The 17,584-nt window shown below is 52.2% G+C and carries 23 protein-coding genes and 1 tRNA gene; 1 reads left to right on the forward strand and 23 read right to left on the reverse strand.

The genetic code is table 11. The annotated features are described in order from the left end of the window. Positions 1-23: 23 nt before the first annotated feature. Positions 24-530, reverse strand: coding sequence for a G/U mismatch-specific DNA glycosylase (gene mug / locus FCH32_RS15510; protein ID WP_174361173.1), 507 nt, complete (start codon positions 528-530; stop codon positions 24-26). Positions 531-654: 124 nt separating this feature from the next. On the opposite strand from mug, the gene FCH32_RS15515 reads away from it, so the two are divergent. After that, positions 655-730, forward strand: a tRNA-Ile gene (locus FCH32_RS15515). A gap of 200 nt (positions 731-930) precedes the next feature. Here FCH32_RS15515 and FCH32_RS15520 read toward each other — a convergent pair. The 22 genes from FCH32_RS15520 to FCH32_RS15615 all read right to left on the reverse strand — a co-directional run bounded on the left by FCH32_RS15520 (position 931) and on the right by FCH32_RS15615 (position 17,505). Continuing rightward, the gene (locus tag FCH32_RS15520; RefSeq protein WP_032950187.1) at positions 931-1,698 is read right to left on the reverse strand and encodes a reverse transcriptase domain-containing protein; all 768 of its coding nucleotides are present in this window, start codon (positions 1,696-1,698) and stop codon (positions 931-933) included. A gap of 949 nt (positions 1,699-2,647) precedes the next feature. Further along, positions 2,648-2,902 carry a hypothetical protein gene (locus FCH32_RS15525; protein WP_060683191.1) on the reverse strand — a complete coding sequence of 85 codons (255 nt, stop codon included), beginning with the start codon at positions 2,900-2,902 and terminating at the stop codon, positions 2,648-2,650. A gap of 164 nt (positions 2,903-3,066) precedes the next feature. Beyond that, positions 3,067-4,770 carry a hypothetical protein gene (locus FCH32_RS15530; RefSeq protein ID WP_174361174.1) on the reverse strand — a complete coding sequence of 568 codons (1,704 nt, stop codon included), beginning with the start codon at positions 4,768-4,770 and terminating at the stop codon, positions 3,067-3,069. Beyond that, positions 4,770-5,315: a baseplate complex protein gene (locus FCH32_RS15535; RefSeq protein ID WP_174361175.1), complete on the reverse strand. Its 546-nt coding sequence runs from the start codon at positions 5,313-5,315 to the stop codon at positions 4,770-4,772. The genes FCH32_RS15530 and FCH32_RS15535 overlap by 1 nt, the downstream gene beginning before the upstream one ends. Then, positions 5,287-6,012, reverse strand: a complete 726-nt coding sequence (locus FCH32_RS15540; protein WP_174361176.1) for a hypothetical protein — start codon at positions 6,010-6,012, stop codon at positions 5,287-5,289. The genes FCH32_RS15535 and FCH32_RS15540 overlap by 29 nt, the downstream gene beginning before the upstream one ends. Then, complete coding sequence (locus FCH32_RS15545; RefSeq protein ID WP_174361177.1) at positions 6,002-6,586, reverse strand: tail fiber assembly protein; 585 nt, start codon at positions 6,584-6,586, stop codon at positions 6,002-6,004. Before FCH32_RS15545 ends, FCH32_RS15540 begins: the two co-directional genes overlap by 11 nt. Next, entirely contained in the window at positions 6,586-8,541 is a 1,956-nt protein-coding gene (locus FCH32_RS15550; RefSeq protein ID WP_174361178.1) for a phage tail-collar fiber domain-containing protein, read from the reverse strand. The genes FCH32_RS15545 and FCH32_RS15550 overlap by 1 nt, the downstream gene beginning before the upstream one ends. 10 nt (positions 8,542-8,551) lie before the next feature. Then, entirely contained in the window at positions 8,552-9,139 is a 588-nt protein-coding gene (locus tag FCH32_RS15555; RefSeq protein WP_048998134.1) for a phage tail protein, read from the reverse strand. Next, the gene (locus FCH32_RS15560) at positions 9,132-10,316 is read right to left on the reverse strand and encodes a baseplate J/gp47 family protein (protein WP_174361179.1); all 1,185 of its coding nucleotides are present in this window, start codon (positions 10,314-10,316) and stop codon (positions 9,132-9,134) included. The genes FCH32_RS15555 and FCH32_RS15560 overlap by 8 nt, the downstream gene beginning before the upstream one ends. Further along, entirely contained in the window at positions 10,313-10,642 is a 330-nt protein-coding gene (locus FCH32_RS15565) for a DUF2590 family protein (protein ID WP_174361180.1), read from the reverse strand. The genes FCH32_RS15560 and FCH32_RS15565 overlap by 4 nt, the downstream gene beginning before the upstream one ends. Next, positions 10,639-12,699 carry a phage tail tape measure protein gene (locus FCH32_RS15570; RefSeq protein WP_174361181.1) on the reverse strand — a complete coding sequence of 687 codons (2,061 nt, stop codon included), beginning with the start codon at positions 12,697-12,699 and terminating at the stop codon, positions 10,639-10,641. The genes FCH32_RS15565 and FCH32_RS15570 overlap by 4 nt, the downstream gene beginning before the upstream one ends. Beyond that, a complete protein-coding gene (locus FCH32_RS23475; RefSeq protein ID WP_371321192.1) occupies positions 12,696-12,890 on the reverse strand; it encodes a DUF6890 family protein in 195 nt (64 codons plus the stop codon). Before FCH32_RS23475 ends, FCH32_RS15570 begins: the two co-directional genes overlap by 4 nt. After that, on the reverse strand, positions 12,887-13,144 hold the full coding sequence (locus FCH32_RS15575; RefSeq protein ID WP_021293731.1) for a putative phage tail assembly chaperone: 258 nt from the start codon (positions 13,142-13,144) through the stop codon (positions 12,887-12,889). The genes FCH32_RS23475 and FCH32_RS15575 overlap by 4 nt, the downstream gene beginning before the upstream one ends. After that, on the reverse strand, positions 13,131-13,319 hold the full coding sequence (locus FCH32_RS23250) for a hypothetical protein (protein ID WP_024137079.1): 189 nt from the start codon (positions 13,317-13,319) through the stop codon (positions 13,131-13,133). Before FCH32_RS23250 ends, FCH32_RS15575 begins: the two co-directional genes overlap by 14 nt. Beyond that, complete coding sequence (locus tag FCH32_RS15580) at positions 13,249-13,629, reverse strand: hypothetical protein (protein ID WP_048225929.1); 381 nt, start codon at positions 13,627-13,629, stop codon at positions 13,249-13,251. Before FCH32_RS15580 ends, FCH32_RS23250 begins: the two co-directional genes overlap by 71 nt. Next, positions 13,629-13,970 carry a M15 family metallopeptidase gene (locus FCH32_RS15585; protein ID WP_000175561.1) on the reverse strand — a complete coding sequence of 114 codons (342 nt, stop codon included), beginning with the start codon at positions 13,968-13,970 and terminating at the stop codon, positions 13,629-13,631. The genes FCH32_RS15580 and FCH32_RS15585 overlap by 1 nt, the downstream gene beginning before the upstream one ends. Further along, a complete protein-coding gene (locus FCH32_RS15590) occupies positions 13,957-14,259 on the reverse strand; it encodes a phage holin family protein (protein ID WP_001738730.1) in 303 nt (100 codons plus the stop codon). Before FCH32_RS15590 ends, FCH32_RS15585 begins: the two co-directional genes overlap by 14 nt. Positions 14,260-14,269: 10 nt before the next feature. Further along, positions 14,270-14,725, reverse strand: a complete 456-nt coding sequence (locus FCH32_RS15595; protein WP_114675655.1) for a phage protein — start codon at positions 14,723-14,725, stop codon at positions 14,270-14,272. After that, positions 14,722-15,849: a DUF2586 domain-containing protein gene (locus FCH32_RS15600; RefSeq protein ID WP_174361182.1), complete on the reverse strand. Its 1,128-nt coding sequence runs from the start codon at positions 15,847-15,849 to the stop codon at positions 14,722-14,724. The genes FCH32_RS15595 and FCH32_RS15600 overlap by 4 nt, the downstream gene beginning before the upstream one ends. Beyond that, complete coding sequence (locus FCH32_RS15605; protein WP_065554296.1) at positions 15,846-16,553, reverse strand: hypothetical protein; 708 nt, start codon at positions 16,551-16,553, stop codon at positions 15,846-15,848. Before FCH32_RS15605 ends, FCH32_RS15600 begins: the two co-directional genes overlap by 4 nt. Further along, entirely contained in the window at positions 16,550-17,056 is a 507-nt protein-coding gene (locus tag FCH32_RS15610; RefSeq protein WP_065554295.1) for a phage tail protein, read from the reverse strand. The genes FCH32_RS15605 and FCH32_RS15610 overlap by 4 nt, the downstream gene beginning before the upstream one ends. After that, positions 17,053-17,505: a head completion/stabilization protein gene (locus tag FCH32_RS15615; protein WP_024143839.1), complete on the reverse strand. Its 453-nt coding sequence runs from the start codon at positions 17,503-17,505 to the stop codon at positions 17,053-17,055. Before FCH32_RS15615 ends, FCH32_RS15610 begins: the two co-directional genes overlap by 4 nt. Between the last annotated feature and the right edge of the window lie 79 nt (positions 17,506-17,584).

The following is a 17,584-nucleotide window of genomic DNA, read 5'->3' on the forward strand; positions in this document are numbered from 1 at the left end:
GCCACCGCAAGGTGGCGTTTTTTTTACATCCCACGCATAACCAGCGCGTCATCTAATTCCCGATACGCCGCCACTAACTTATCCAGCGTAATCCGGCTTAACCCACTCGGGTTCGGCAACACCCAGATCTGCGTCGCGCCAATCGTCAGCGTCTGTTTCCCCCACTGTGCACCACGCTGGCTAAAGCCTTGCTCAAATGCCTGTTTTCCCAAAATAGCGAGCGCCGCTGGCTGATAGTCTTCAATCTTCTCAACGAGCTGACGACCACCGCTACGCATCTCCTGGAGCTTCACTTCATTGGCCTGCACCGTCGGCCTGTCGACAAATTTGGTGACACCACAGCGAAAATCCAGCAGGTGTTGTGCCTCTTCTGGCTTTAGCAGGCGATCGGTAAATCCCGCCTGATGGATGACCTTCCAAAAGCGGTTAGCAGGATGCGCAAAGGGAAAACCTGTACCCGCCGAAGAGAGCCCCGGATTGATGCCGCAAAAAACCACCCGCAGCCCCGGCGCCAGTATGTCCTTAACCATAATCACTCCGCACAATACATCAGGCAACCAGTATAACGGACTGAAAACACATTGTTTATAAAAACAGCATCCGTACGCTTATGGCTGGATTGCAACGCAGAGTTACTTTATAATCCACCGTCACGGCCCCTTAGCTCAGTGGTTAGAGCAGGCGACTCATAATCGCTTGGTCGCTGGTTCAAGTCCAGCAGGGGCCACCAAATTTTACCTTTAGAATCATATAATTAAGCCACTCTAGCGAGTGGCTTTTTTGTTTTCAATCAACCATGTGTCGCAAAAGTGTCGCATGAAAATTTAGGCCTGCAGAATGCTCCTATTAAGGAGCGTGTTGTTCAAAAGCAAATTTTGAGCAAAGAAGGGGACAAACTAAAGTGCAAAGGCCACTACTATAGCATCAGGTTCACCGGAACAATTTTGCTTGCGCTTTGTTTATGCTGCCAACGTATGATGCAATGCCTTTACGCTCATAGGGATTTTTGCTGGAAATGAATGCCTGTAAAAACTCAACGATTCTTTTCGATGTTACACGTAGAGAGTTTTGGCTAAGTTCGAGGTTAAAAACGTTAACCATCGAAGCAGGAGACTGAGTTTTATCCTCATTGACGGTATAACCAGACTTTCTTAAAGCTTCAAGAATCATATCAAAAGCATTCTTTAACTGATCAAGATCATCACTTGAGAGCAAAATATCATCCATGAAAATGCTCACCGATACATGGCCTGATTTGCTAATAGTATTGATGGTAGAACCACAGAATGATTGGTGAAAACACAAGCTGGCTAATATTGGTGACTGCGGATACCCATACGGGATAACATGTTTTAATCCGTTGCCATTGAGGTTGTGCACAGTCGATAACTTAGCAATTTCTCTGGCCTTTACATATGGGATTAGTCGCCCAAGCTCCCTTGTTACACGGCTTTGGCTTGTCGCCCCAAAAAAATTGGATATATCAATCAGGCTAAAGTATTTATTTCTAATATGGTGGTTAGCCGCAGCAACGTGACCACCTTCTCTAAGGTGATACATATAGAGCGGTGACTTCCATTTATTTTTGATATAGATGTGTATTTTTTGGCCTAACTGATGCGTTTTGGCATCAGGTATATAAACCCAGCGATTTTCTTTAACCTCAAATTTATGTAGCCAATGGCTAGTTGGTTTCATTCGTACACGTCAAGTAGTTAGGGACTATGTTAAAGAGGCTCAGCACCTTTTCAACGAAAGTCCACGACTCGTTGATAAAGGCCAAAACTACCGTGGTAGTTCCGAGCACTTTAACTAAGCCGAATTTATGTTGTTTAGCCATAAATCGTTCTCTCTATACAATCCTGACGATTCTTAGCGCAAGCGCATAGCCCAAACTAAAAACGCGACGCCCCCTTAGAAGCGTTAAGAAACCTTCGGCAACCCTCCGCGACGAGCGGCAGCGTGAAGCAGCTTGCAGCGTCGAGCGGCGACCATCGGCAAGTCGAATAACGACGAGTACAGAGAGGCCGGATATCCCGGCTAACGTCAGGAATGTTAAGATTACACGGTACACGGGATGATAGAAACATCTTTAAACTACTGGCAACTGAAAATCATGAAAATGTCTACTTTTCGATTTTTTCAGTACCCCCACTTGCACTTTTCTCTTGTAAAACCGCATCAGCCTTGGATTCTCGTTATTTTTTCTCGCCGACTGCATTCGTGTATTTTGCTCTCCCACTGCATCTAAAAACAAAAATAATACTATTTTTCAATCAATTGAAAAAAACAGCCGATACTTGAAAGATCCTTTTCACTGAAAAATACTGAAATTTCTTTCATTCTTTTCAGTTCTGGTTTTCTGCGAAGCTGCCAGCCATGGCGCGGTCTGGCGCTCTGTTTTGTAGAAAAATAAAACTGAAAAATTTTATCGATCCAGAAACCGCAGGCGGGTGCGGTGTAGTGCCGTTTTTGTCTGCGAAAGATTTATTTTGTCAGCGTGTAGCGCCGTCAGCGTAACGTGACAGCACAGATCCTTTTGTGGTGTTATGCGGTAGTGGTCAGAGAAAAGAAGTGCTTATAATGCGTCTGGTTGCGTTTGAATGCAGGTATAAAAAAACCCGCACTAGGCGGGTACTAAGGAGACTTATTTCATTTCGTTAAGTGCGTATGTGCCTCTATCCTGGAGTGCAATAAAACCATCCCTTACGCTGGGTTGAATCAACCCAAACATACGCATTTCTCCCAGTAAATACATTGCGTTACTACCAACACCAGAATGTTTAATAAGAGCACTTTCAGGCTGTTCTTTTTCACTGAGTAAAGTCAATATTTTGACAATAGCATCACGCTTGGTTTTATCTGCAACGTCATGGAAGGGATTGAGGGAACGAGTTGCCATAGTGTTTTCCTTTTTTATCAAATTTGTATTTTACCATTAACCAAAGCGCTATGTTGAAGTGTTCAAAATTCACTCAATTCAAATACATTTGTTACACTATAAGTTCCACTTCACCTTGCTGGCAGAGATAAAAAGCCCGCATTGTGTGCGGGCTGATGGGATGATCAGGCGATTATTTTTTGGTACTTATTGCGGGTCTCTCCTGCCTTCTCTGCCGTCTGGGTAAATGCTCCGGCATTGGTTGGCGTACCAACACTGGGGTGTGAATGGCTAGCACATTGCTGCGCCAGCTCTGCCAGTAAATCAATAGTGTCCAGCATCATAGTCAGGGTATTAACACTCTCACTGCCAATATGGACGGTTGCCCCCATAATCTGCTGACCGCCCGCCGCCACCGATTTACGTAATGCAGCAATCTTTTCAGTCAGGGTTCCCCCCACATCAACATCCACGGCTCCGGCCACCTTAGTGGACTGTTTCCCGGAAATATCGGTTTCGTGATTGCCTTCAATGCTGGCCAGTCTGTTGCCCTTCACGGCCTGGCTAAAATCCCCGGCGCTGACCTGCTGGATGGCACCGGCCATCAGGGTGGCGGTACCCAGAACCGTAGTCTTATCCGTGGCTTTAACCGTTGTTTCACGGCTGACCAGATCACGCTGTTCCGTGTCGGCTTTGACCGTACGCGCCATCGATGTTTCGCTGATGGTCTGATCGGTCTGCCTCACCCAGTCGCCAGCCTGGGTAACACGTTGCGACACTTCCGCCCGCTGCTGTTGCAGCTGCTCACCGGGTTTAACATCCGGCAGGCTGGTACCATCCGGCAGTGTCTGCCTGATAAACGGTTTATCCGGGCGACCTCCGGTAAACGCCACTTCAACCAGCGTCCCTTCTGGCGGGAACTGGAACATGCCAGAGTCATTCCCGGCCATAGGTACCGGCAGCGGCACCGCAGAATAAACCGGTGTCTGGTTGTCCGGGTTGCCGTCTGCATCAAGCAGCTGCACATCAACGGCATAGCGCGGCCGGAACGGATCGGCAAAATTACCACTTTTCACAGCCTCACTGGGTGCCACCACTCTGGCCAGTTTTGGTAGATGCAGCCCGGAAGCCAGTTCCGGGTAATGGCTTTCAATCTGGCGCTGTGCAGGTGTTTTCTGTAATGGCTGACCTGTTACGCGGTTTCTGGGTGTCCAGGTGACAGCCATTGTGTCATTGGTCAGATGAACTTTGGTCACGCATTCCCCGTTCAGCTCCACACCCGGCCGCAGACTCTGGATCACCGGCAGCGTAATGGAATTACCGCCAGCCGCCCCCTGGCTGAACTCTGCCGGGATATCGACCGGGCGACCGGCAAACATCGCTTTTTCCGCACCGCCCACATACAGGGAACCATCCGGCAGCTGGTACCAGATGTAATCCGGGATACTGAACGCCCTGCCCAGATTATTCAGCAACTGATAGCCCGTGCCGTTATGGGTAAAATGGGGGATCGGTTTATCGCTGTAAGGGGCATCCGGCACACTGACAGCAATTCCGCTGTTTTCCTCCAGCCATTTGGCTACCTTGCGCAAAGTGGGATGCTGAAATGAACATGGCCACATTCTTTCAAATACGCCAACCAGCTCGCGCACAAACAGACGCTGAAAGCCGTTTTCGGCGGGTTGTGAGCGTTCCACATAACCAGTAAACCAGCGCAAAAGCAGATCGGAATACCCCACATCCAGCCGCACCAGTTTCCCGGTGTAATCTGTGGTTGTCTGTGCAGTGATAAATCCCCGGCCGCAGCTGTTCAGCTCCAGCACCAGGCTGGCATCAGCCAGGTGAACTTCATCCGTTGAAAGGTACAGGCGTTTAACTGGTTTCATCATTAACCCAAAGCATCATTGACGGGTTTCAGCACCCGTTTTTCAAACCACGTCAGTTTTTCTTCATCTTCCCCGGCCCTCTGGCCGCCAGATTGTTCCGCATTGCCGGCCGTCTGTTTTTTGGCAGACGTTTTGCCTGTTGCCCTGGCTTCCCGCTTTTCCTGCACGCTGATATGTTCTGCCAAGGTGAACGTGACCAGCCAGGCCATTTTCCCGTCCTGCTGAGGGGCATCAAGTGTCCCGCTGAATGTCGCCTCGCGAAAATTCACGGCTCTGGCCACTTCATGTGCCACACGGTATTTCTGGCGATTTCCTCCGGCATCGGTGGCGCTGGCCAGTTCAAAAATACGCTTCAGGATCTCCGGGCTTTTAAAAGGAATTTCACCACTGATACGCAGTTCTTTCCCTTTTGCCCCCTGCTCTGATTTGGTTGTTGCACTTGTCTGGCCGGACTGGTCTTTATCCTGAAACTGCTGCGATACGGTCACGCGCATGTTTTTCAGCCGGATAGCCTCTCCATTAAGCGCCAGTGTTGGGATCGAAGTCATGAATCATTCCCTTTATTCCATCCAGATTGTCACCGACCAGCATCACCGCCGCTGTGTAGACGGCTGACGGTTGCGGGATATCCTTGACCAGTTCCAGCAGCGTGGTAGCCGTATCGCCGGTGCGGGCAAACACCCATGCCCTCGCGCTTTTCCCCTGCAAATCATTCAGCCCGCTGGCCACATCACTGATCAGGCTGTCACGCAGCTGCACGAACTCACCCATTTGCTGCTTTAATCCGTCCAGGCTGAATCCCGCGCTGGCCGCTTTTTGTGCCTGGCTGACAGCCGCTGCAGACAATGCCGCCCTGCTGGTTGGCACAGACAGCGGAATAGCCACCGGCAACCCCGCCCCGGCTTTAGCGGGGATTTGCATTTTTTCGATGGCCAGCGCCGCAGCGGATTGTGCCAGGCGTTTTACCTGAGTGAATGCCGGTGCAGGGAAAACATCGACCAGACCGTTGAGACGGGTCATAAAATTCTCATGCGTCTGACCTGTCACCATCATGATCATCACATCGGCATTCCCGCCCGTTCCGTCCAGCCTTTCAGCAAGATAGCGGACGGCGTTCACCGGGCTGAGATATGCCCCGTTATCCGTCTGCTGCCCCAGACCGTTTATCCACGGATGCGCCGGAACAACGGAACAATTCAGCGCGGCCAGTGAGTCAGTAAACGCCAGACGCGCTTCACGCCACATCAGGCACCTCCGGCCAGCTAATATCAGGCGCATCATTTGGATTTATGCGGTTAAGTAAAACGCGGTATTTTTTCCACGCCAGTAAAAGTGCCGCTTCCGCTTCTGTCGCAATACCCAAATCAACAGCATCCTGCAGCGGTCCAATTTTTGATGTGGCCAACGTCAGAAGGCTTTCTTTTTGCTGTGTCGCCTGTGTGATCTGCGCCATTTTTTCTGCGCCGGTATCATGCACCCATTTTTTCCCATCCCACTTCACGAAATGCCCTTCAGGTGCAACGGAAACAACATCTTCAGGCAAGCTCCCCAGTTGGTTAATCGTGGTGGCACTCCCTGTATGAATGTCGTAAACCGTTTTTCCCCGATGGTCTTCAACAAGTGACCACTTGCCGGACTCAAAATTAAAAACAGCAACAAAGCCATCCGGTGCTGAAGGTGGAGCAATATCGGTACTGTAAGCGGGTAAACCCGTATTTGCCGGGATATACCCATCTCCTTTACCGATAAATTCATTCGTGGAAGACGAAAGGTTATAGATAGTAATTACCCGATCAGCGTCGGTCATTTTAAAAGCCATTAAGCAAGCCTCACTAAGTAGTTAAACGCGGTATTTTTCACGGTGTTTTCAGCATTACCCGCAGCATTGACTGTAATTGCGTGATTGTGCGCCCCCAAAGCAATGCTGTGGCTGTGGGCACCAATTGCAGTGGTGTGGTTATGAGCACCAATCGCAGTGGTATGGGAATGCGCTCCAGCTGATCCTGTTTGCTGAGTCCCCACAACACCGGCATTAGCCCCTGCCCCGACCAACGCTGTCTGTGCTGATGTATTGAGCCAGTAAATTGAAACACCGTGTGTGTGGGCACCTGTGCTATTAGTCGTTTTTGTTCCGTAGTCATAGGAAGACGACGATTTAGTTCCGTAATCAAAGGAGGTTGTGCCCTTCGTTCCGAGATCGGTATTTGCAGCGGATGCTGAGTGGTTGTGCGACTTAATACCGTCCTGCTCAAACGACAAGACTGCACGTCCTTCAGGCTTGCCTTTAATCGTCTGGCCTCGCATATCAGGGATAACGCCAGATGGATACGCTATAGCAAGTAATGGATAGGCCGACTTACTAAAAGTCTGTCCCTGCATTAAGGCATAGCCCACCGGGGTTGTATCCGATGGCCACGGAACGGGTGCACCGACAGGAAAAACATCATCTGGTGCCCACGGTGTCCATGGCTGTGTTGAATACTTGCTCCTCGAATAGCTTCGCGAACTGCCGTACACACGATAAATCTGCGTAATCCCTGCACTTTTCAAAACAACCAGGGAACCGGCATTATTTTCCGGGTAATGCAGTGCTGTACTGGTATTTGCATTTGCTGGCTGGTGAAACAGTCCCGGTTTCTGGTAATTATCCAGATCCTGACCGGCACCAATTTCAATACACTGACCTTCAAAAATATCCTGTGCCGTGACACTGATATCAGCGGTCAGCGCATGCCCGTTAACCTTCCTTTCTGACGGTACGCGACCATTTGCATTCTCATTCACTGCTTTTAATGCCTTTGGCGTGACGGCCAGCTTTTCGGAATTGCTGTCCGTGGCACTGCTTAACTGCACAAACCCTTTTTCACTGGTTGAGGCATCGGGATGATTTCGGGACTGCTCATGCTTTTTCAGCGCATCACTGGCCTGTTGTTCGTTCAGCGTCCCTTTGGGCCGTAAATCCGTGATATTGCCATTCACATCAATGCTGGCCACGGCAAACACATAATGCTGCACGCCGTTCTGCACGTAATCTGCCAGGTTTTCCGCCACGGTGATTTTGCACTGCGCGTTCCAGACACTGGTCAGCGATCCCGTCCAGCACACATCCAGCCAGACTTTGACCGGCTTTGTTGTCACGGTGATATTCTGATTTGCAGCCAGTGACGTACGCAGCCCTGCCACATAGCCAGTGCCTTTGGTCACAAAGAACTGATTGCCCGTTTTACCGACCAGCCAGCCATCGCCAAAGAATGCCGCAGCCCCGTAAATATCCACATTTTCCAGGCGTTGACGCTCATCCATCCCGGCCATACGGGCCGTGAAGTCAATCTGCCAGGTTTCAGCCGGTGTAGTAATCCCGGTTTCAGTCTGTGCGCCGTTGTACTCCATCAGAAACGAACGGGTAAGCACGTTCCCCTGTTGCCCTTCCGCTGTTTTCAGCTTTTGCTGTAAGGGCGCATGAACAATCATGGCCAGGGTGCCGCTGGCCTTATTCAGCAGACCGATCCAGTTGAAACTGAAATCGCCCACGTCAGCGCCCAGAACGGCGGAATACACCACGCCATTTTCATTCACCACGCCAGTGCGGGTAACAGGCTGCCGGTGCACAATCTGCTCCACAGGCGGCAGTGCTTCATTCCGGTCAACGGGTGTATCCGGGTTCAGCCCTGGCACATTCGCAAACACAAACTCATCCAGTAACACCGGCTCGCCGGTTGCACCCTGCTGCGCTTTCCAGTGCTCAAATGCCAGCGTGATAGCTGTCTGTGACATAAAAAACTCCTTACAAACCTGCGCTGAATGTCGCGCTTCGGGTTTCCGTCCCTGCTAACGAAGCCGGATAAACCACGTATTCCCCCTGATCCCATCCAGCTCTGATAGCCATTTTTTCCGATGTGATCACCTCAAACTGATAACGGCGGCATGTTCGCCCGTACTGCCGGATTATCTGGATAAGCAGCTGCGTGTTGTCCGCTATCTGGCTGTCTGTCACACGTACCAGGATCACATCCCAGTCAATACCCGGCTGACGCTCCCGCAGCTCCACATATCCAATGCCCAGCCGTTCAAAGATGTTGATAAATCCCTCAACGGAACCGGCATCACGCGCATTCACGAAGGCAAACGCCACCCGTTTGCGGAACAGACTCAATGGCTCACCATCAAAGCGGGTTATGTCCCTGTCATACGCCAGCAGGTTCAGTAATGCCGGTGTGCAGGTCAGCGGATCAAACTGGTTCAGTGGCCAGGTTATCCAGCCGTAAACCTCCGCCCAGAATCGCCGGGCTGTTTTCAGCAGCTTGTTCGGCTCCCCCTGGTTCATCCAGGAGGGAAGCACCATCCCAGCCAGCTTTTTCATGAACTCATTCATTCTCAAGACTCACTACCAGTGACTTCAGGCGCGGCACATTCAGCTCACTGGTAATGTCACCCAGTGAAAAGGACAGCGAATCCGCCAGCGCAAAGGTTTTGTGGATCTCCCGTCCCAACTGAGAAAACGAGAACCGCGAATATGGCCACGTCTTTCTGACGTCAAAATCAGCGTTTTCACGAAAAGCACAGCGGATCATGTTTTCAATCCCGGCCTTCAGGCTGTTCCGTTCATCGTCTGTCAGGTTGGCCAGATTTCTGACATACACCGTCACGACCAGATCGTGACGGGTTTCCGGCATGGCGTAACACTGCATATCGTCGCCGTGGCCGTGGTGTCCCTGCGTGTTGATGTAATCATTCACCGCATTCACAAACGGCGCGGAAGCTACCCCGCTGTCCAGCAATAAATAGGCGTTTGCGGTACCCGGTCCCCTCGGCGCTTCATGCTCAAAGAAAATCCGGTCAATACTCAGCCCGGCAACACCGGCAATCATTGAACGGTAAACCGCATCCGTGTGGTAATTGCCCACAAGGTTGAACTGGTTGCGGCAGCGTTCACGCAGTTCATCATCACTTTCTTCATCGGCACCCGGCACAGTCAGCCAGTTTTCTTCGCTGGCCACATGACTGATACCATCCACGGCCACAGGCAAAATGCGGTAATACCCTGGCGCAAGGTTATAGGCTCCCCCGGTTCCGGTAGCTTTCACCGGCAGCAATGCGCTGGCCGTGCCGGAAGGGATCACCACATCGGCTGTGGTCGCCAGTTCGTACACCCTGCCGTTAATGCGTTCAGTCTGGATAACCGTCCCGGCCTTCACCGTCACAACAGCTTTGGCATCCTCCTTAAAGAAGCGGATCACACCCTGCGCAGCGCTGGCGGGTTTCGCCGTCACGTTCACCGCCCAAGCCAGCAGACGCAACATGCTCCCGCTGGCCGTGGCCACAAACATATTGGCCAGCACTGTGGACACCAGAACCTCTTTCAGCCACATCACCGGCGCAGTCACAATGGCCGTGACTAACCGCCAGAACGGTGACATGCGGGATGTGTTGGTGATCATGCCTTCCTCAGCCGCAATCGCATTAAAGCGATCCCGCACTTCAGATTCCGTCACCGGCATCCCGCTGGCCTTCACCACTTCCTCAAAATCAACCTGCGGTTTTTCTGTCATAAATCCACCTGCGCAGAAATGCCGCCAAAATCATAGGCGCTGGCCGTTATCCATAATCGTTTCTGGCTTTCCTCACTGATTTCCACTGTTCCCGGAATAATCCGTTCATCATCTTCAATCAGTAATTCCATACGGGTAAAAATATCCGCCCGCATTGTTGGGCTGCGTTCGGCAATCAGTTCCGTTGCCAGTCCGCTTTCAATAATGGAATGAATAATGTCCTGTCCGATACTTTTACGGTTATTACACAGTTCAGGTTCATATCCGGTATTCAGAACAAAATCACCGCCCTGAATAAGCAAATCAATATAAAGGCTCTCACTCATGCGCCCAGCTCCTGAAATTCCATTAACTGACCGGGTGTAATCATTTCTTTCGGATAAATGTTTACCGTGTCAATTTTCCGGCTATTGTCGGTCACGGACTTAGCATTACTGTTAATCGTTTTGGTAATTCCGCCCTTCTCAATGCCTTTTAATTCACCTCCGGTTAAAAGCCTGTCTGGGGTGAAACTATTTTGCGTCACCGCAGGAAGTGCGCCTTCAGCTTTCACGGATTGTTTTAACTCTGGTACCGGATACACCGCTGTTTCATTTTTAGCGATACCTGCTGAAGCAGCGCCCGCCAGTTCAATATCAACACCCGGAATATTATTTAATTTACTTACAATCCAGTTCCATGATTTCAGAAAGCCGTTTTTAACCGACAGCCAGACATTATCAAACAATGACACAATGCCCGTGGCCAGCCCGCTTAATGCCTGAGAAGGAGAAAACCCGGTCAGCATGGAAATAAAACTGTTCCAGCCTTCGCTGATAAACTGCCAGGCTGAAGCAAACACCCCGGCAAGCCATGCCACTACCCTGGCGCATGCCTGAAATGCAGCGGTATCCATGACCGCGTTCTTTACCGTGTCCCAGTGTTTAATCAGCAGCCAGCAACCGGCAGCAAGTAAGGCAACGGCACCAATCACAAGCAGGATCGGCCAGCTCATCAGATTGATACCTATCCCGGCCATCATTGCCGCCATACGGACCGCCAGCAACGTACCGCGCAGAAATTTCAGCGTGGCGTTCCAGGCAACTACGGCAATGTTCCCCAGCCAGACAGTGGCGGTGTAGATTTTCGTGACGGCCGTCAGCGCTACCCAAATCCCGCGCAACCCCATCATGATGAATCTGGAGACACCCATCACGATGTTGGCGACTGCGCCCATAGCCGCAAAGCTGAGCAAGGCCATTGCCGCATAACCGACAACACGCGCAATGTTGGGAAACAGCTGCATCCAGCGGGCAAAGGTCTGCCCCATATCAGCCAGGCGATTCAGTACCGGATATAACACCGGGATCAGCGTCAGGCCAATCACGGTCTGGATAGCCTTCAGGATTGCGACAAAGCGATCCCACGGCTTCACCATTTTCTGCGCCATTTCCTGGGTACGCTTCAGACCATCAGCACCGCCCAGTTCTGTGATATTGCGCTGAAGCAGCGCCACATTACCGTACAGGTGTTTTACCACCGCCGAACTGTCACCAAATGCCGCATCCAGTTCAGCCTGGGCTTTCAGGTTCCCTTCCAGGCTTTTGCCATACTTGCCCTGTAACTTGATCAGCATTTCAGGCATGGACAGCATTTTGCCGGTGGAATCCGTGAAGGACAGCCCCAGCTTTTTACCGCCCTCAATGGCTCCGGTCATAAAGCCTTCATAAGCACTGCTGGCTTCCGTGCCCAGTGTCCGCTGAAGTTGTCCCAGCACGGCCAGCTGTTCGTCCAGCCCCACGCCGTAGTTGGTACCCACACCGCGCGCCCCTTCCATCAAATCCTTGATAGCGGCCATTTCCGTGCCAAAGGTTTTGCGCATGTACACCATTTTTCCGGCCAACTGTTCAGCAAACTCAACCTTTCCCAGCCGGTTGGCATCGGCGGAAAAGTTACCGAACATCTGCCCCATAAACTCAGCGGTTTCCGCTGCGGTGGATTTGAGCGCAAACGCCAGGGTATTAGCGACTTTCGTCACTTTCGGCAGCTCATTCCCGGTCAGCCCGGCAATGGAGGCGTTTATACTTTCCGTGGACTGTACAAACTCCACCGCGCTGGCGCCGTAGGTCGTACTGAAGCGCAGCGCATCACGCTGAACGGCCTTAAGCGCAGAATCATCGATCCCTTTTGCGGCCGCATCATTCAGCGCGTCATACATTTCAATGGCGGGCATTAGCGCACCTTTAATGGCCATCCCTGTACCCGCCAGCGCAAGAACACCGCCGCCAATCTGCATAAAGGCTTCTTTTGATTTTTCAGCAAAGCCCGTTACATTGCCCTGCGCCTGTTTTAACGGGCGGGACAATTTATCAATAAGGCTTAATGTAAAATCTAACTGTTTCATTCAGTGCCTTTAAATGCTTTAGCCACGCCATTAGCCACAGCTATTCCCGTATATTCCCAGTGACGGTTATCCAGCCATATAGCGGCGGCAATATCGTCAACGGAGTCCTGACCATGCGGTAAATAATGACGACGGAGAATTAAATACTGTTCGAGTCCATTTCGTTCAATATCATGGACTCGCTTTGTCAGTTTTTTACTTCAATCTCCAGTTCCGGCGCGTAAATATCATTAACCTTACTAACCAGTTGCAACGCTGCGCCCGGACGTTTTAATACGTCAATCAGTGCTTCTTTCGTTTCCGGGGTAACAATACGCATCAGATAATTATTTGCAGGCGCAACTTTATTATCCATTGCCATTTCATTAATCAGTTTATTGTAAGCAGTCTGATTAGGTTCAAAAACAATATCTGCACCACAAACACTCAGTTTAATTTGTTCCATAAATAACACGCTCTCTTAAATTAATTTCATCAACTAACTGATTATGACGCGCCGCACACTGACCATATATTTCAAGGTAAACAGTCAGCAGTTCCGCTGCATCTTTACCTGTTGCCCCGTTCAGGCGCGGCAGCTGCGTGGCGCATCGTGTTTTCAGGTTTTCCTGATAACGCACGTTCGGTACCGGCGACGGCGCTGTTGTACATGCTGACAAACTCATCAGACAGGCACCTGTTAGTAAAAACCGGCTTAAGCACTTCCGTGCGGATCTCTCGCGGTTGCGCATTTCTTAGCGCCTCCAGTTTATCTTCCAGCGCCCTGGCGGAATCACTGGCAATGCCCTGCATCACCTTGCGCGATTCATTACCTGCCACCTGCGCCGCCGTGTTGATTGCCAGCTCCAGGCTGTCGCGCCGCCAGTCAGCTGTCAGCCAGCCCCAGACAAACGCCAGCGCCACCACAACCAGCCACTGCGCGTGACTCATCAGCGCACCCCGTTATGTTCCAGGCTGAAATGATTACCATCCGGTCTGGATTTGAAGCGCCCGCCCCAGCTTCCGCCCAGTGATTCCCAGTATTCACCCAGCGGCAGATAGTCCTCTGTACGGGTCTGGTACTGACCATTAACAAACAGGTTAAAATCCACGGCCAGACGCTGGGTGTGCAGACTGTTCGAAATACCGCTGCCCTTCTTCGCGTTCAGCGCCGCCTGTTCCGGGGTGCGGTACGCTTCACCAAACGTCAGCCGGTAGCCGCGTTCTTCCGCCCAGTGGATCAGGTTGGCCACCATGACGGTAAACAGCTGCTGCTTTTCACTCAGGGTCATTTGTCACGCTCCCGTTCTTCTTTCCCGCTGCACGTCTGCGCAGCCACATTTCAACAGCCTGATAACCTGCAATACCCAGCGCTGCCCCCAGTCCCTGAATTGCCAGCGGGCTGGCCTCCGGGATTTGAATCAGCACCGCGCCAGCGATGACTGAAACAAAACTGCCCAGGATCACACGGCTGATAAACAGGCGCGGTGTAATGGGATCATCACTGGCCAGCACCTTCGCAACAGCAATGAGCGCCCCCATAATCAGCAGTGAATAAAGACTTTTTTCATGTTCCTGCATTCCGGCTTCCTTATCCGATCAGGTTTTCCGTGGCTTCCGCTTCCAGATACGGCACACCGTTGATGTTCACGAACTTGGGACTGGTCACAAAATATTTGATTTTGTGCGTAGCCACACCGCCGCCCTTTGGATCGATATCCAGCAGATTACTAAGCTGGAGTTTGTTGCCGAACGATTCCACTTTCATTTCTTCGTTGCCCGCTTTGGCATAGAAAAGAAAATCCAGCGGCGGAATACCACGCCACGAACCTGCGGCGCGGGCTTTGGCCGTCAGTACGCCCAGCACCTTGGAACTGACTTCAATTTCTCCTTCTGCGGCCACATCGCCATCAACATGGCCATCCGGCACACCACGGGTCTGGGCGGCGGCGCTGTTATCCGTGATATCGAGTGTGATTTTCTCGATGTGGATCAGATCGCCGTCAAGATAGGTATCAAACGACATACCCGAAATACGTTTACTCATGCAGCGGCCTCCAGACTGGCATCCAGTAACAGACTGATGGTGATTTGCAGCGGAACTTCCCAGGTGCGTACCACCAGATAAATATCCACCGTCTTTTTGTTCTTCCAGACAATGGTCACATCACCCTCCTGCGGCGGCTTCACTTCCCCCGGAAATGACACACCATTGATACTGGCCGCTGTGGACATTTCACGCAGTGGACGTGCAAACAGCGTCTGGTGTGCAGCAATACTGCCTGGTGTGCTGTTGAGTGAGCGATCCGCAATTTTGCTGATAGCCAGCAGACGTACACGACGCGCCGCTTTATCGGCAACACGCAGGGTTTCAATCGACTGGTAATCGCCGCCTTCCACATCCAGCGTCCGCCCGTCAGCCCAGTAAAAACCGTCATAGTCCGGGTACCACATCGGCACACTAAAACGCTGGGCTTCCAGTGCCTGAAGCGTGGCCAGCTCCAGCACCGCCCCGGTACCATCAACCGGCATTTCATCACTGCCCAGATTCAGCAGCGCCCCGGTTTTCACACGGGCAGGACTGTCTGCGATAGTCACGGCACGACTGCAAAGACGGCCAGCCAGCACACCCGGCTCATTTCCCCACAGACGCGGAACCAGTTGCACCGCCTTCTCTGCAATACCATCCTGAATGGCAGACACTCGGGTCAGGTAATCCGCCTGGGCTTCTTCTTCCTGCATTCCCTGCACGGCCAGGATGAACCACACCCAGCGCCCATATTTAGATATCAGCGTGGATCGTAACGTCGCCGCCTGATTCACCGGGGCTTTGGCCGTCACATCACTGGACAGCACGACCCCTTCCACCGAACACACCACCTGTGCGGCCAGAACCGCTTTCACCCAGGCATCGTCCTCAGCATCTGCGGGCAGCACATGAATAAATGCCCACCAGTTCTGACCGGCGTTTGCCAGTGCCGCCAGAACATCGCTTTTCAGCGGGCTTTCCCCTTCTCCCAGCAGTGCATCAAAATCACTCTGGGCATTCACCGCCAGCGTTTTCCCCACATTTTTGGTACCCGTACCGATAAACAGCAGCGTGCGTTCCACTTCATTGGTTTCACCCAGCAGCTGGTTTACCTGGTTCACGGTCACGTTTGGCCAGGTCATGCTTTCCCCTTAATCTCCTGCGCCTTAACATCCCAGCCAAAGCCGATGGCCTGAAGCTGACGCGCCAGCGCGTTATCAAATTCATCGTCACTCATGCCCAGAAAGACACGGGCAGGAAGATCCACTGTCCAGCTGGTTTTCACCGCCTTACCGCTGAGTTTTCGAATCAGTAACCCCGCCCGGCTGTATGGCATCGTTTGGGTTAACTCGCCCAGCGTGGGCTTTTTCCAGCGTTTACCGGTGCGTACCCGGTACCCCAGCACCCGCAGTTTTTTGGCCTGGGCTGGCGTGGCCATTTTTCCGGCCTCCGCCTTCCGTGGCTGACTGCGACGGCTGACACTGACACGCATACCATTTTGTTGCGCATATCCGACTGTCCCGGCCGGTACCGGCGTTTCCCCGTTCCGGTAGCCACCACCCTGCAAATAAATCCGTACCGCCTGAATCTCTGGCATTTCACGGATATGCAGCAGTTTTGGCAGGTTCCGCAGCATCTTCCCTTTGCGCTTCGTTTTACGCCCCGGCCACTTCTGACCATCCGGTGCTTCCTGATTGCGAACGTGCCGTTTTGCGGCGGCAATCACGCCATATTTGGCCAGCCTCCAGATAAGGCGCTGGCGCTTTTTGGGCGGCAGCTCCATGCTGGCCAGTGATTTACGCAACTCTGCAAGCTGCTTTTTATTCAGCTCACCACCGGCAATCATTCGTTACCGCCTACCGGCGCACCGGTTTCATCCACGCCATAAATATTGGCGGTGATCGCTATCCAGACTTCAGGGTTAACCAGCGACCAGCGTTTCCCCTGCCAAGGGATCGCCCCGTTTTCGTCCTCCCTGATCACCAGTTCTTCCACCATTGGCACGGTCAGTACAATGGTGGCGGTTTCCTCATCCTCCACTGACACATCCCAGTCCGGTTCAGCTTCAGTCAGGCCGACTTCATCCAGTAATTCCCTGTCAGCCTCATCCAGCCACGCGGCCAGCAGCGACATAAGCAACTGCGGCGGACACAGGCGGTACGGGAAACGCTGCCAGCTGATTACCGCGTCATAGCGAATCACCGCCTGGCGGTACTGTCCCAGCCCGTAATCCTTCGCGGCGGGGATGAACTTCATTTCATCCAGCACACTGTCAAATGACTGCATGGCGCGCGGCGGCACGTTTTGCTGAAAAAATGCGGTCAGGCTCTCAAGCTGTGTCTGGCTCATACTTTTTTCACCGTTGCACGTTTAAGCCCCTTCATGCGACGGATAACCACTGAAGCCTCAGCCAGTAACCCGGCGCGGGTCTCCATACTCTCCTGTCCCGGATGGGTTTCACGTCGCCCGACAGTGGCAAACTCCCCCAGCAAATCCGCTTTCGCCCTGGCAAATACCGCTTTCATGTACTGGGCGCACAGGCTGTTAAGCCCGCCCATTTTTACGCCCGGAACATCTGCCGCCAGCGTGTGGCCTTTTGCTTTCCAGCTGGCCTCCACGTTTTCCAGCTCGGCATTCACCTCCGCGACTGCGGCCAGCAGCGCCTGACTGATGGTGTCCGCGTCGATATCGGCTGGCAGTGATCGCTGCGCCTGAAAGTCCTTCAGATTCAGATCCGGCCAGAACCCGTTATTCGTCAGCGGTTCATCCTGATAATCCAGCGGTTTTCCGCTAAACATAATTCCCCCGAAAAAGGCGGACTGACCGGTTTCCACGGCACAGTGACACACGGAGTGTTCTGCCCTCCACCGCGTCCGC

This window comes from Citrobacter gillenii (assembly GCF_013337685.1).
Lineage (GTDB): Bacteria > Pseudomonadota > Gammaproteobacteria > Enterobacterales > Enterobacteriaceae > Citrobacter > Citrobacter gillenii.